Here is a 14,429-nt window from a genome sequence, read left to right as displayed (position 1 = left end):
ATTAATGCAGGAAATGACGGCCGATGATCCAGATGGCACCTGATTTAGCCCTCATTGGCAATTGGCATCACCCTTGCTAATACTCTCCCGAGACATCGCGCCAGCTGTCTGCCCTACGCCCACCAGGCAAGTAGGGAGACACCTGGCGTACGACTGGATCGGACACAGTTGTCCCGCCAGATTCGGCACAAGAAGCCTGACCTCCCGATTATTCGTTTAACCGGGACGTCGGGCTTTTTTTATTCCTGGGGAGAAATGAGATGCACAACGCCAAGCGCCGTTTGATTAAACATGCCCTGTTGCTGGGGGCCTTCAGCCTGTTGCCGTTTTCCCTGGCCAGCCAGGTGCAGGCGGCAGAGACCATCAAAGTGGGAATCATCCATTCGCTCACCGGCACTATGGCCATGAGTGAGGCCTCGGTGGTGGACGCGGAAAAACTTGCCATCGACGAAATCAACGCCAGCGGTGGCGTGCTGGGCAAGACCATCGAACCGATCGTCGAAGACGGCGCCAGCGACTGGCCGACCTTCGCCGAAAAGGCCCGCAAGCTGCTGGAAAACGATCATGTGGTGGCCACCTTCGGTGCCTACACTTCAGCCTCGCGCAAAGCCGTGCTGCCGGTGTTCGAGCGTGACAAGGGACTGCTGTACTACCCGACGTTCTACGAGGGTCTGGAGAAATCCCCGGCCATCATCTACACCGGCGCCGAAGCCTCGCAACAGACACTAGCCGCTGTCAACTGGTTGATGGCGAATAAGGGCAAAAGCGTCTATCTGGTCGGTTCCGACTACATCTGGCCGCGCACCACCAACAAGCTCGCCCGCGCGTCGGTGACCAAGCAAGGCGGGTCTATCGTCGGCGAAGACTACTTGCCCCTAAGCAACATCGAATTCTCCTCGGTGATCAACAAGATCAAGGCCGCCAAGCCCGATATCGTGCTGTCGACCATCGTCGGCGGCTCCAACGTGGCGTTCTACAAACAGCTCAAGGCGGCGGGCATCGACAGTAGCAACCAGACGCTGATGGCACTGGCCGTCACCGAGGAAGAAATCACCGGTATCGGCGCCGAAAACCTCACCGGCTTTCTGGCCTGCATGAGCTACTTCCAGAGCCTGAAAAACCCGGTCAACGAGAAATTCGTCGCCGCGTTCAAGGCCCGATATGGCGAGAAGCGCGTGGTGGGTGATCCGATGGCTGCGGCCTACACCGCGGTCTACCTGTGGAAGAAAGCGGTCGAGAAAGCCGGCAGCTTCGATGTCCCGGCCGTGATCGCTGCTTCTTCTGAACTGATCCTCGATGCTCCTGAAGGCGAGATCAAGGTGCACAAGGACAACCACCACCTGTGGAAGCGTGCGCGCATCGGCACCATCAATGCCCAAGGCCAAGTCGACGTGATCTACGAATCCGCGCCGATCGAACCCAATCCATTCCCGAAACTGTGAAGCATGGCCGGGCGCGACTCGTCTCGCGCCTGAGGCCACCCAGAGTTCCTGAAAACGGGTCCTCCAATGTGCAGCGACAGGTAGCGACGTAATGACTCTCGATATTCTGATAATGCAGGTGTTCAGCGGGTTCTCGCTGTTCTCGGTGCTGGTGCTGATGGCGCTGGGGCTGACGATCGCCTTCGGGCTGATGGGCGTAATCAACATGGCGCACGGCGAGCTGATGGCGATGGGGTCTTACATGACCTACGTCACATCTCTGGTGTTCCAGCGCTACTTCCCCGAGTTGATGAACTGGTATTTCATCATCGGCATCGGTGTCGCCTTCGTGGTGACGTTTGCCTTCGGCTTCCTCCTCGAACGCTGCTTCATCCGCTTCATGTACAACCGCCCGCTGGACACGTTGCTGGCCACTTGGGGTCTGTCGCTAGTGCTACAGCAAGTGTTTCGCCAGGTGTTCGGTCCCAAGGAGGTCAGCGTGCCGACCGTGGAGTGGCTGCAAGGCGCCTGGAAGATCAGCGAGGGACTGGAATTGCCCCTCAACCGGATTTTCATCATTGGCCTGACGTTCGTCATTGCCGGCGCCGTATTTCTGTTCCTGTACCGCAGCCGCTGGGGGCTGCGCATCCGCGCCGTGACCCAGAACCGCGCAATGGCGGGTGCTGCGGGGATCAACACCGCCCGCGTCGACGCCGTAACTTTCGCCCTGGGCTGCGGCCTGGCGGGGATCGCCGGAAGCTCGTTCACAATGCTCGCCTCGACAGGTCCGGTAAGCGGCCAGCAGTACCTAGTAGACACCTTCATCGTCGTCGTGTTCGGCGGCGTCGAAAGCCTGCTCGGAACCTTTCTTTCTGCGTTTGCCATCGGCCAGACGCAGATATCCCTAGAGTATCTGACCACCGGTTCCATGGCCAAGGCGATCACCCTGATGGTGGTGATTGTGTTGCTGTTCTTCCGCCCCAACGGCCTGTTTGCCGCGAAAGTGAGACGCTGAGATGAATGACATGACTGAAAAGCCGCTTATCCGGCCACAGGCACCCTCCGGTGGTCCACGCTGGCTCTGCTCAGGCTGGTTGCCTCTGGTCGAGCGACATGGCCTGATCTGGTTGTCGATCCTGTTGCTGATCATCCTGCCTTTGAGCTTGGGCGACTTTCGCCTCGGACTGGCCGGCAAATACCTGAGCTTGGCGTTCTGCGCCTTGGGCATGGTGCTGATCTGGGGCTACGGCGGGATTCTTAGCCTGGGACAAGGCATCTTCTTCGGCCTGGGCAGTTACATGATGGCCATGTACCTGAAGCTGGAAGCCACCGCCACCGATGAAGCCGCCAGCGCCCTGGCTGCCTTCTACGGCTCGGCCCTGCCCGATTTCATGATCTGGAACAGCGTCGACGCATTGCCCTGGTGGTGGAAGCCGTTCGAGTCAGCGACCTTCACCATTGGCGCGGTCCTGATCATCCCGACCCTACTGGCATTCGCGTTCAGCTACGCCTACTTCAAAAAGCGTGTGGGTGGGGTTTACTTCTCGATCATCACACTGTCCCTGGCGGCGATCATGTCAATCATGATCATCGGCCAGCAAGGCTACACCGGCGGCGTCAACGGTCTGACCGACTTCAAGACCGCATTCGGCCTGAGCCTGCAAAGCCCGCAAACGCCCTGGATTCTGTACCTGATCACCACCCTCCTGTTACTCGGCTGCGTGGCAGTCTGCGGGTTCATTCTGCGTAGCCGCCTGGGCAAAGTCGTGGTCGCCATTCGCGACCGGGAAGACCGGGTACGTTTTTCCGGCTACAACACTGCACTGTTCAAGGCCTTCATTTTTGCCGTGGCGGCATTGATTTCCGCGTTGGGCGGGGTGATGTTCACCTTGCAAGTAGGCCTGGCGTCACCCTCGCTGGTAGGGATCATCCCTTCGACAGAAATCGTCATCTACGCCGCGTTGGGCGGCCGCTTGTCCCTGGTCGGCGCGGTCTACGGCACGCTGCTAATCGGTGTCGCGAAAACCTATCTGTCCGAGAACTTCGTCAATTTCTGGCAGTACTTCATTGGTTTCCTGTTCATGGGCGTTGTGCTGTTCCTGCCATCGGGGCTGGCCGGGCTGCTACAGCGCCTGAGCCAAAAGGAGGTGCGGTCATGAGTGCGGTGTTATTGAGTGTCGAAAACCTAACTGTGTCCTTCGACGGTTTCAAGGCCGTGGACAGTCTCAACTTCTACGTCGAGGAGAATCAGGTACACGTGGTGATCGGCCCCAACGGTGCCGGTAAAACCACGCTGCTCGACATGATCTGCGGCAAGACCCGCCCCAGCGCCGGGAGCATTCGTTTCAAGGACCTGCAACTGGCGAACATGATCGAGTACCAGATCACTCGCGCCGGAGTCGGTCGCAAATTTCAGAACCCCTCGGTGTACGAAGACCTTACGGTGCGGGAGAACCTGGACATCTCCTCGCCGGACAAACGTGGCATTTTCAACTGCCTGTTCGCCCGCAAGGACAAAGCCCTGCAAGCGGAAATCGAACGCACCGCCGAGATGATCTTTCTGCACGACCAATTGGGCCGCAAGGCCGGGCTCCTGTCCCACGGCCAGAAACAATGGTTGGAGATCGGCATGCTGCTGATGCAACGCCCCGAACTGCTGTTGCTCGACGAACCGGTGGCGGGCATGAGCGCAGGCGAGAGGGAAAAAACCGCAGGCTTGCTCAAACAGATCGCCAAGGGCCGTGCCATGGTCATCATCGAGCACGACATGGAATTCGTGAAATCGGTGGCCGACAAAGTCACCGTTCTGCACCAGGGCAAGACCCTGGCCTACGGCTCGATGGATCAGGTGCAAAACGATCCTCGCGTCATCGACGTCTACCTGGGGCACTGAGTATGCTGACCGTCAACGACCTCAATGTGTATTACGGCGACAGCCACGTGCTGCGCAACCTGGACCTGGATCTGGCGCCCGCCGAATCCCTGGCGATCATGGGCCGCAATGGTATGGGCAAGACCACCTTGCTCAAGAGCCTGGTGGGCATGCTGCCCGCGCGCAGTGGCAGCATCAAACTGGCGGGCGAAGAGCTGACCGGGCGCAAGAGTTACGATCGGGTTGCGGCAGGTGTCGGTTTCGTCCCCCAGGGCCGAATGATCTTTCCTTACCTGAGCGTCGAAGAGAACATTCTGACCGGCATGCAGGGCGCACCGTCCGTGCCGATCCCCGACTACATCTACGAGTATTTCCCGGTGCTGTTCGAGATGAGCCGACGCAAGGGCGGTAACCTTTCCGGTGGTCAGCAGCAACAGCTCGCCATCGCCCGCGCGCTGGTCTCGAACCCCAAGGTACTGATTCTCGACGAGCCCACCGAGGGCATCCAGCCGTCGATCATTAAGGACATCGCCCGCGCACTGAACCTGCTGAAAAAAGAGCGAGGCTTCTCCTTGATCGTCTCCGAGCAGGTGCTGTCGTTCGCCATGGCCGTGGCGGACCGTTACCTGATCATCGAGAAAGGCGAATTCGTTCACAGTGAGATTCGTGAAACCGTGGATCGCGAGCGCATCCTGCGCTACCTAACCATCTGATTCGGCACAGGAGACCACGCCATGTTGATACTCGACCGTATCGTCGGCCAGGCCAGCGACCCTGCCCTCGCCGACCGGCTGCATGACCTCGGCCACAACGGCCAGGTCGAAACCCTGAGCCTCTCGTCCAGCGACATCCAGCGTCATCGCCTGCGCCTGGCCAGCGATCGTGGCACCGACTGCGCCATTCGCCTGGAGCGCCATCAGCAATTGCGCAACGGCTCGGTGCTGATGCTCAACAGTGAGCGCGCCATTGTCGTGCAGATGCAGGACCAGCAGTACCTCACGCTGCGCCCTCGCGACACCGCTGCGGCGCTGGAACTGGGGTATTTCGCCGGCAACATGCACTGGAAAGTGCGTTTTGCCGATGACTGGCTACAGATCCCGTTGCACGGTCCAGAAGGCGACTACCTGGAGCGCCTGGCGCCGATGTTGGCAGACGGCCGAGTAGCGTGTTCATGAGCACGCTGCACAGTAGCCTGTTGGCATTGCAACAGGCCGACAGCTTTTTTCCGGGTGGCGCCGTCGCCTGGTCTTGGGGGCTGGAGACGTTGGTCGCCGACGGTCGTCTGGGCGCTGCCGCAGGTGTGTCCATCCCTCGTCGCCAACGGGGCGTGCCTCGGGATCGCAGTGCTGAGGTCAGCGGATTCGTCGAAGGCCAGTTGCGCCACCGATGGGCCGGTTTCGACCGGGCGTTCTTATCCGCGGCCTGGTACGCCGCCGCGCATCCCCAAGCGTTGTGCGCCCTCGACTCACAGGTCGAGGCGCTGACCCTGGCCGAAGAACTGCGCCAAGGCTCGCGCCGGGTGGGTCTGTCACTGCTGGGCGTGCACGTGGCCATGGGCACCCCCGGCGCCGAGGCCTACCAGCGTTGCGTTGTAGCGGGCGATGCGCCGGGGCATTTGGCCGTAGTGCAAGGGTTGCTCTGGCAACGCCTGGGCATGGATCACGAACACTGCCAACTCGCCGCCGCCCACGCGCTGTGTACGGGGCTGGTCAGTGCCGCCGTTCGCCTGAGCGTAATGGGCCATCTCGATGCGCAACGGGTGCTGACCGATATCCAGCCGCTGCTGCTGGATATCCTCGCCCAGCCCGTCCCCGCCCCTGCAGACGCCTGCGGTTTTACCCCCATGGCCGAGATCGCCGTGATGCGCCACGAAACCCAGGAACTCCGACTTTTCGCCAATTGAGACGACCGGCTCTGCGCCTGCCGTCATCAGAGGAGCTTGAACATGCTGCTGACCCCGACAGAACTCGAACGACTGACGCTGTACACCGCCGCCGAGATATCGCGCAAGCGCCGCGCCAAGGGCTTGCGCCTGAACTTTCCAGAAGCCAGCGCCCTGATTGCCGACGAGATTCTCGAAGGGGCGCGGGAAGGTCGTAGCGTCGCCGAACTGATCGGCTTCGGCTCGACGGTTCTCACCACCGACGACGTCATGTCCGGTGTCGCCGATTTACTGCCGGTGCTGCAAGTAGAAGGCACGTTTCCCGACGGCACCAAACTGGTCACCGTGCACCAGCCGATTCGCCCCGGCCGATTGCCTCTGGCGGTCATGCCGACGCCTGGGGAAATCATCTCTTCAGAGAGCGACATTCAACTGAGCAGCGGCCGACCCACGGCCACCCTGCGCGCGATCAATACCGGCGACCGTCCAGTGCAGATTGGCAGCCATTATCACTTTTTCGAAGTCAACAAGGCGCTGGATTTCCCTAGAGAAATCGCTTTCGGCATGCATCTGGATATCCCGGCAGGCACCGCTGTGCGTTTCGAACCTGGCGAGCTGCGCGAGGTGCAACTGGTGCAGTTTGGCGGCAGCGGAGACATCCACGGCTTCAGCGGCCTAACCAACGGCAACCTGCACGACCCGGCCTGCAAGGCTGCTGCGCTGGACCGCGCGCACGCTCAACACTTCAAGGGGGCCTGAACCATGGCAACGATGACTCGCAAGGAATACGCCGCGATGTACGGCCCCACCGTCGGCGATGCCGTGCGTCTGGGCGACACCTCGCTGCTGGCTGAAGTCGAGTTCGACCACTCGGTGCCCGGCGATGAATGCTTGCACGGCGGCGGCAAGACCCTGCGCGACGGAATGGGCCTGATGCCGGGGCACGACAGCGATGACGGCGCACTGGACATGCTGATCTGCAATGCGCTGATCATCGACCCGGTGATCGGCATCGTCAAAGGCGACATCGGCATCAAGGACGGTAAGATCGTCGCCATTGGCAAGGCCGGCAATCCACAGGTCATGGACGGCGTGCACCCGCAACTGATCTGCGGCGTGGCGACCACCGTGCGCGACGCCGAAGGGCTGATCGTCACTCCCGGCGGCATCGACGTGCACGTGCACTTCGACTCGGCGCAGCTGTGCGAGCACGCGCTGGCGGCAGGGCTGACCACCCTGATCGGCGGCTCGCTGGGCCCGATCACGGTGGGCATCGACTGCGGCGGTGAATGGAACGTGGGCAAGATGCTGCAAGCCTCCGAAGCCTGGCCGATCAACTTCGGTTTTCTGGGACGCGGCAACTCCAGCAAACCTGAGTCGTTGCTGGCGCAACTACGCGGTGGCTGCTTGGGATTGAAGATCCACGAAGACTGGGGCGCGATGCCTGCGGTGATCGACACCTGCCTCAAGGTCGCCGACAAATACGACTTCCAGGTGCAGCTGCACACCGACACGCTCAACGAATCGGGGTTTCTGGAAGACACCCTGGCGGCCATCGGCGATCGCACCATTCACATGTACCACACGGAGGGCGCGGGGGGCGGGCATGCGCCGGACATCATCAGCGTGGCCGGCAAGGCCAACTGCATCCCCTCCTCTACCAACCCGACCAACCCCTACACCGCGAACACATTCGATGAGCATCTGGACATGATCATGGTCTGTCATCACCTTAATCCGGACGTGCCGGAAGACGTGGCGTTCGCCGAATCCCGGGTGCGCCCGCAGACCATCGCCGCCGAGGACATCCTGCATGACAACGGCGCGATCTCGATTCTTGGCTCGGACAGCCAGGGCATGGGCCGGATCAATGAAGTCATCTGTCGCACCTGGCAACTGGCCTCGAAGATGAAGGACCAGCGTGGTCGACTACCTGAAGAAAGCACCGCTCTGGGGGACAACGAACGGATCAAGCGCTACATCGCCAAATACACGATCAACGCGGCCCGGGTGTTCGGCATCGACCGCTACATCGGCTCGCTCGAACCAGGGAAAATCGCCGATCTGGTGCTGTGGCGCCCGGCGTTCTTCGGGATCAAACCGGAACTCGTGGTCAAGGGCGGTTTCATCGTGCATGGCGTCATGGGGGATTCGGCCGCATCGCTCTATACCTGCGAACCGCTGGTGATGCGCCCGCAGTGGGGTGCGTTCGGTGAAGCCAGGCAGGCGCTGTCGGTGAACTTCGTCAATCGCCTGGCCATCGAGTCCGATACCGCTGCCAGACTGGGCCTCAAAAAAGCCCTGTTGCCCGCCATCGGTACCCGCACTCTGCGTAAATCCGACATGTTGCACAACGACGCCTGCCCCGACATTCGTGTCGATCCGCAAACTTTCGACGTATACGCCGACGGCAAGCGCCTGACCTGTGAGCCGGTCAGCGAAGTCCCCTTGGCCCAGCGCTATATGCTGCGCTGAGCCCTACTGGTACAAGGAACCCGATGATGAATATCCTGCTCAATGCACAGTCGGCGGCCGAGCCGCTCCCCCACCCCGGTGCCGCACGCGTAGGGATCGGCGGACCGGTCGGTTCGGGCAAGACTCGACTGCTGGAACAGCTGATCCCGCGCTTTATCGCCCGAGGCACCCAACTTGCGGTGATCACCAACGACCTGGCGACTCGCGAGGATGCCGAGCGGGTCAGGCGCAGCGGGCTGATCGACGCGGAGCGGGTGCGCGCCGTGGAAACCGGCGCGTGTCCGCACACGGCGATCCGCGAAGACCCGACGCTGAACCTGCAGATGGCGGACGAGCTCGAAGCGCGTTTCGAACGCCTCGAGCTGATCCTGATCGAGTCCGGTGGGGACAACCTGGCATCGACCTTTTCCCTGGATCTGGTGGACTACTGGATCTTCGTCATCGACGTTGCAGGGGGCGACGACATCCCGCGAAAACGAGGGCCGGGCGTCTTGAGCTGCGACCTGCTCGTCGTCAACAAATATGATTTGGCGCCCTACGTCGGGGTCGACTTGCCACGCATGCGTCGTGAATCCGCTGACGTGCGCGGTGCCAAGCCGGTGCTGTTTACCAACTGCGCTACGGGCGAAGGCGTCGATGCGGTCGTCGATGCGATCAGCCGCGCCGTACTGTTCGACCGCCCATGAACGCGCCTCAGACGCTGTTTCGCCCCTTGACCGAATCCGTCGAGCCTCAAGCGCGGATCACCTTCAGCCAGACCCCGAATGGCGGCAGTTACATTTCCGCGCAGCAGGTGGGCTACCCGTTTCATCTGGGGCGTACTCTCAAGCTCCCCGGTGACCCTTCGAGCATGGCAGCGGTGTACCTGCAATCCTGTTCGGGAGGCATCTTCGCGGGGGAACACCTGCACGTGCAGGTGCGGGCAGAAGCCGGTAGCCAGGCCCACGTCAGCACCGGCGCCGCCACTGTCGCGCACAGTATGGTCGAACAGTCGGCGCAGCAGGTGGTCAGCCTGGAAACCGGGAGCGGTGCCTGGCTAGAATACCTGCCGATGGCGACGATTCTGTTCCCCCACGCCAAGCTGCACAGCCGGGTTAACGTGATCCTGCACCCCGAAGCCAGGGTGATGCTCTGCGATGCGTTCTGTCTGCATGCGCCTCAAGGGAGCACTGGGGTATTCGACGCCTATCGCGCCGACCTGGAAGTGCGCAGCCCCAGCGGCCAACTGTTGGCGGGCGATCGCCTGACCCTGACCGGAGAAGACATGCGCCGTCGATTGCCTGGGGTCAGCGAGGAGATGCAGGCGTTGGCGACGTTCATGCTGGTGGGACATAACCTGCCGGTTAACGCCCTCAAGCATCGCCTGCGCGATGCCCTGAGCATCCTTCCCGACAGCTACGTCGGCGTCAGCGCGTTGCCCAACGATTGCGGGGTCAGCGTGCGCATCATGACCCTCGATGCAGTGGCATTGCGCACCGGGCTGCACAGCGCCTGGTCCTGCGCCCGCCAACAACTGACTGGCATCGCGCCCAGGCCACGACGCAAATAAGTGGTCATGGCCTGCTCATCGACGCCGAACGAATTTAAGGTCCAGGCAGATACACCAGGGGAAAACTCCGATGGGTCCCCATTCACAGCGACGCGGGCTGGCCGGTAGCCTGCACCGCTAGCAAGTCGATCCATTGCCAGTCACGGAGTGAGCGCCATGAAAAACATTCGATTACGCAGCTTCCTCGCTCGCACCGTTCAGCCCTGTCCCCCATTCCACTGACCAATAAAAACGGCGATTGGATAGTTGATGCTGAACCGTTGACATGAAGCCAGCGAGCTGTCTGTTGGCTAGCCCCTGCCTCTCATAAAGTTGCATGACAGCTCCAGAAAGAACTTCCCCGATGACCCGCCGCAGCCCGCGTGTAGAGACGGTGTCTAGCGATTCGCTGTTCGGCGATTAAGCGAAGCATGGCGTCATTGAAGCAGCGCGACGCTTCTTCTCCCTTATCGAGTATCTGATCAAGTAATCCTGCCGTAGCTGCCGCCGTTTCTAGGCCCGCACCGCAGATGGGGTCAACCGCCAGCGCTGCATCGCCAACGGCAAACCACCCTTCCCCACTACATTGTTCCAGCCATGACATTGAGGCCAACCGCGGAGGGCCCAAGCGACACTCGCTTACCAGCTCTGCTAGTTCGGGTGGCATCCCCGGTGCAATTGGAGTGGACGTCTGGCGTGTGCTCGACATGAACATCACGTTTGTTCGGCCACCCGCACTGGCAGCGAACCACCAACCATCGTCGGACGACACCACCGCGATGCTGTTCGGCGGCATTTGGCTACGGCTCACGATCATCTGGTGTGACAAAAGAGGTGCGTAGCTGCACCACTCCGCACCCGCGCGCCTTGCGAAGTGCGCAGACCGGCCGGTGGCGTCGACGGTCAGTTTAGCTCCACGCGCCAGGTTCTCCTGTCGGCGGCATAACTCTACTCCCCTAGTTTCGGCCTGAGCGCGAATGAAAGTCTCCACTTCGACCCGGCTCACTAGGTATCTCGGTTGAGACGGAACCAAGCTGGTAGCCGCGAAAATAGACGAACCTCCCCAGCCAGAAAGTTGAGTTTGGATGAGATGCTTTCCTGGCCATTCCTCCCATTCCCGGCCAACGCCGAGAGCGCGCAACTGGTCGGTCCAGAGGGGTGTCACTGTCATAAGGAAATCGCCGGCCGGATCGGAAGGGCCATCCCCCACTAAGACGACCTTGGAGAATCGCTTCTTCAGCGCGATTGCAGCCAAGCAGCCAGCGACACCGTCACCAAAGACGACGACAAGTTCAGTGGACACTGCCTGCACCGATGAATTGGCGTCGACGGGCGAACGGCACTTTGGCCAAGGAGGCCAAGTCCTCGGAACTGGCCTCAACGATGGTGAGCATTCTGCGCACATTCAGGGTCCGCTTTAACAAAGCTCCCGGCATCCGACAGCCAGTACGAATCCACTCTTCAAAGACGGCGACTTGTTCCAGTTCCAAGACGTTGGCCATTTGTACTTTAAAAACATCGTGAATTAGCGGACTGGCAGCAGGGTCATTCGGGACGATCATGTCGCTTCCGGCTAGGTCGCCCATGACCTTGACCGCATCACCGGAGGCGAACAGGTCGGTGACGGAGACGCTTTGCCCGTCTGCCAGCGTCAGCATGCTGCGGGCATGTGCCGGCTCCTGCTGCGCCTTTTCCATAAAGGCTCGAATAATGATCGCGACCTGTTCCGGCGGAGATACAGGTCCCGGCTCAGGCGTGGGTGCCGAACCCGCCAAGCTTTCGATCCAGTTCAAGATGATGTCGAGTTCTTCCGGGGTGAACACTTTGTACATGGGACCGTGGAACCCGAGAAGCTTGGTGACAAACATGCTGTCGCGCGGTGCGGCTGGATTAACCCACTTCTCGGCAATCAGTGCGTCCAGAAGGCGCTCCGGCTCAGCGAAGAGCGAGCCGAGCGCAACCCCGCCCAGCATGGCGGTACCATGCGCTGTTTGAGCGTACGGCGCTTTCTGCCGCACAAGCTTAATCATCCGTTCGTGGGCATATTCCTCACCGCCCGATACATACTTGCGCTCCAGCAGCTCGCCAAGCTGCGAGCTAAAGCTGCCGACCGTAGCCCAGGTCACGTAGCCATTCCAGACGCGCTTCCACTCCCTTTGCATTGCAGCCTGGCCGCTGTGCGTCCGTACCTCGTTCAGGTGGAGTTCAATGGCTTCGCGCGCAAGCGCCCCATGGCCGGCCGTCACGTTGTCAATGGCAGCGTGCATGGAGTAGAACTGCGGATCGATGCCATGCTTGCGCAACATGCGAGCCACCGGGATCATGGTCGGAGTAGCTTCCCACTCCATATAAAGCGTCATCCCCAGAAGCTCGGGAAAAAACTCTTCCGGGAAAAGGCCGACGCTCAGTTGGAAGACGGCGTTTTCCCAGGCTCCCGGCAGAAGATCCAGCTCAATGAAGTCACGCGACGTGATCGGCGGCAAGAACACGTCTAGGCCGCGCAGTAAGGTGTCGTAGATATTGGAGTGATTGAGCTCGGTGTGGCCGTTACCCGCTTCATCGGACCAGATCTCAAAGAGCTTGGCCCGCACTTCCCCTGTCGGCCCGGCGCTCAGTATGTGGTGCAGCCATGCCCCATCGGTCATGTTCATCGGAGCCTTTTGTAGCAAATTCTCGACCACCGCCTCCCGCGGAAAGGCTTCGAGCCAATGCGGCTCGTCGATCTCTGCCACGAAGTCGTTGTAGATCTTGTCCAATCGCTGGCGAAACGTCTGGACGGAGAATTCAAAAGGCTGGTAGTTCGGGTCCGCATAATCCGCGCCTTCGAAGAACTGGAGCGCCAATTCGCGCGCAGGCTTCCTGTAGTCTGGGAATCGCTCGATGTTGATCAGGCGGTGGAACCACTCGGCAAGGTTCCTGGGGTCGGTGACCGCAATCGCAGACGCCTCGCTCTCGACTAGGACGGGACTGCCTTTGACGAGCGCATTGGACCCGTCCGGGAGCTGCGATGTCACAAAGCCGAGCTTGGGCCACTCCGACACCATGGCATGTTTGCCTGAGTAACTTTGTTTGGGGAGATGTCTTGCCCAGGGAACTCGACGGCTGACAAGCTCCTCGAGTTCACTCTGCAGTTGTGCGCGAACCACTTTGTCCGAGCCAACATCGCCGAGCCGTTCGTTCGCAAGTGCTTGTTCGATCACCCGAATGCGTTCCAGCGCCGCCAGGGGCAGGACATCATCCGGCCGCTGCGCGGGCCACCACCAAGTGTTACATTCGAAGAAGTCCGCCTGCCATGGAACAGCCATCCGCTTCGTTACATCCCCGGCAGTCAGAAGGTTGGCGTTGAAGCGCAAAGGTTCAGCAAACGCTTCAGCTTTCCGGAAGATCCAGCCGGCCTCGATCCCCGGGTAGAACGCACCGCCGGAGCAGGACTGCAAAGCGGCCCGATCTAGCCCGTCCGGGGTCACTTGAGCGACGTCCGTTATTGCGGGTGGCCAGTCATTTAAGAAGTCACCTTTGGCCCAACGCTGCATGTGCATGTACTGCGTTTTGGTAAACACCAGCCATTTGTCCGATTCTCCCTCTTCACAATCTCCTTCGTCCCCAGCAAGCGCTGGCATATACCTGCTGTTGGCCTGTGCCCTAGCCTCGTCGTCGATCGCGAAAGGATTTCTGAGCACCTTGAAGATCGCCTCACGGGTTGCTCGTATGTCCTCCGCGGAACTTGCCAACATTTCCAGATCAACTTGTGACGCCCAGCTCGAATGGGCGCCATGAGCGTCGCCGCTTGTCCACATGATCGAGATCGCGCCTCGTAGGAGCGGAAGGACGTCCAAGCAATAGGATGTCTTCTTCGGGGGATTCTGGTTCAGGTGTTCGTAAGCGGTCTGGAGCGCCACATCGAGCAGGGTTACTGGATTGGGCGACTCCGGCGAAAAATCCGGCGGGGCGGTGATGACCCAGGCAGGCTTAGCCGTGAGTACACGACCATCGGGCAACGTGACTTCTGCCTGAACCGGACCATCGGCGATGTCATCGAACCAACGATCGTTGTTCGCATAATGGGAAATGCGACGACCTTCTTCGACCGTTTCGCTACGGCCGCTCCCTGCCAATACTAAAAGCCGCCCCACCGCTTCCAAGCGGGCTTCTCCGAGAGTCACCTTGACGCCCATGAACGTCCCATCGTCGAACACATGCCGAGCGCCCGGGCGATCCAAAACGGCTGGTTCAGGGGCGATTATCAGCAGT

Annotated in this window: 12 protein-coding genes; 11 read left to right on the top strand and 1 reads right to left on the bottom strand. The window is 60.7% G+C overall.

Annotated elements, in window-relative coordinates; translation table 11 throughout:
* Window positions 1–260 precede the first annotated feature (260 nt).
* From urtA to BSF44_RS18360, 11 genes are all read left to right on the top strand, one after another.
* Window positions 261–1,442, top strand: a complete 1,182-nt coding sequence (gene urtA, locus BSF44_RS18410) for an urea ABC transporter substrate-binding protein (RefSeq protein ID WP_095944722.1) — start codon at window positions 261–263, stop codon at window positions 1,440–1,442.
* A 91-nt stretch (window positions 1,443–1,533) separates the two neighbouring features.
* Window positions 1,534–2,436 carry an urea ABC transporter permease subunit UrtB gene (urtB, locus tag BSF44_RS18405; protein WP_095944721.1) on the top strand — a complete coding sequence of 301 codons (903 nt, stop codon included), beginning with the start codon at window positions 1,534–1,536 and terminating at the stop codon, window positions 2,434–2,436.
* A gap of 1 nt (window position 2,437) precedes the next feature.
* A complete protein-coding gene (gene urtC / locus BSF44_RS18400; RefSeq protein ID WP_095944720.1) occupies window positions 2,438–3,580 on the top strand; it encodes an urea ABC transporter permease subunit UrtC in 1,143 nt (380 codons plus the stop codon).
* Entirely contained in the window at window positions 3,577–4,314 is a 738-nt protein-coding gene (urtD, locus tag BSF44_RS18395; protein WP_095944719.1) for an urea ABC transporter ATP-binding protein UrtD, read from the top strand. The genes urtC and urtD overlap by 4 nt, the downstream gene beginning before the upstream one ends.
* Before the next feature lie 2 nt (window positions 4,315–4,316).
* A complete protein-coding gene (gene urtE, locus BSF44_RS18390) occupies window positions 4,317–5,006 on the top strand; it encodes an urea ABC transporter ATP-binding subunit UrtE (RefSeq protein WP_095944718.1) in 690 nt (229 codons plus the stop codon).
* 21 nt (window positions 5,007–5,027) lie between these two features.
* Window positions 5,028–5,468, top strand: a complete 441-nt coding sequence (gene ureE, locus BSF44_RS18385) for an urease accessory protein UreE (protein ID WP_095944717.1) — start codon at window positions 5,028–5,030, stop codon at window positions 5,466–5,468.
* Window positions 5,465–6,196 (top strand): urease accessory protein UreF, encoded by a 732-nt coding sequence (locus BSF44_RS18380; protein WP_095944716.1) that lies wholly within the window; start codon window positions 5,465–5,467, stop codon window positions 6,194–6,196. Before ureE ends, BSF44_RS18380 begins: the two co-directional genes overlap by 4 nt.
* Window positions 6,197–6,238: 42 nt before the next feature.
* Window positions 6,239–6,934: an urease subunit beta gene (locus BSF44_RS18375; protein WP_095944715.1), complete on the top strand. Its 696-nt coding sequence runs from the start codon at window positions 6,239–6,241 to the stop codon at window positions 6,932–6,934.
* Between the two features lie 3 nt (window positions 6,935–6,937).
* Entirely contained in the window at window positions 6,938–8,650 is a 1,713-nt protein-coding gene (gene ureC, locus BSF44_RS18370) for an urease subunit alpha (protein WP_095944714.1), read from the top strand.
* 26 nt (window positions 8,651–8,676) lie between these two features.
* A complete protein-coding gene (gene ureG / locus BSF44_RS18365) occupies window positions 8,677–9,336 on the top strand; it encodes an urease accessory protein UreG (protein ID WP_218194561.1) in 660 nt (219 codons plus the stop codon).
* Window positions 9,333–10,199 (top strand): urease accessory protein UreD, encoded by an 867-nt coding sequence (locus tag BSF44_RS18360; RefSeq protein ID WP_095944712.1) that lies wholly within the window; start codon window positions 9,333–9,335, stop codon window positions 10,197–10,199. The genes ureG and BSF44_RS18360 overlap by 4 nt, the downstream gene beginning before the upstream one ends.
* Before the next feature lie 1,271 nt (window positions 10,200–11,470).
* Here BSF44_RS18360 and BSF44_RS18350 read toward each other — a convergent pair.
* Window positions 11,471–14,419, bottom strand: a complete 2,949-nt coding sequence (locus BSF44_RS18350) for a LodA/GoxA family CTQ-dependent oxidase (RefSeq protein WP_256589113.1) — start codon at window positions 14,417–14,419, stop codon at window positions 11,471–11,473.
* Between the last annotated feature and the right edge of the window lie 10 nt (window positions 14,420–14,429).

Origin of the sequence: Pseudomonas sp. ACN8 (assembly GCF_002303925.1) — a bacterium.
Lineage (GTDB): Bacteria > Pseudomonadota > Gammaproteobacteria > Pseudomonadales > Pseudomonadaceae > Aquipseudomonas.
This window is presented reverse-complemented; position numbering and strand designations above follow the sequence as displayed.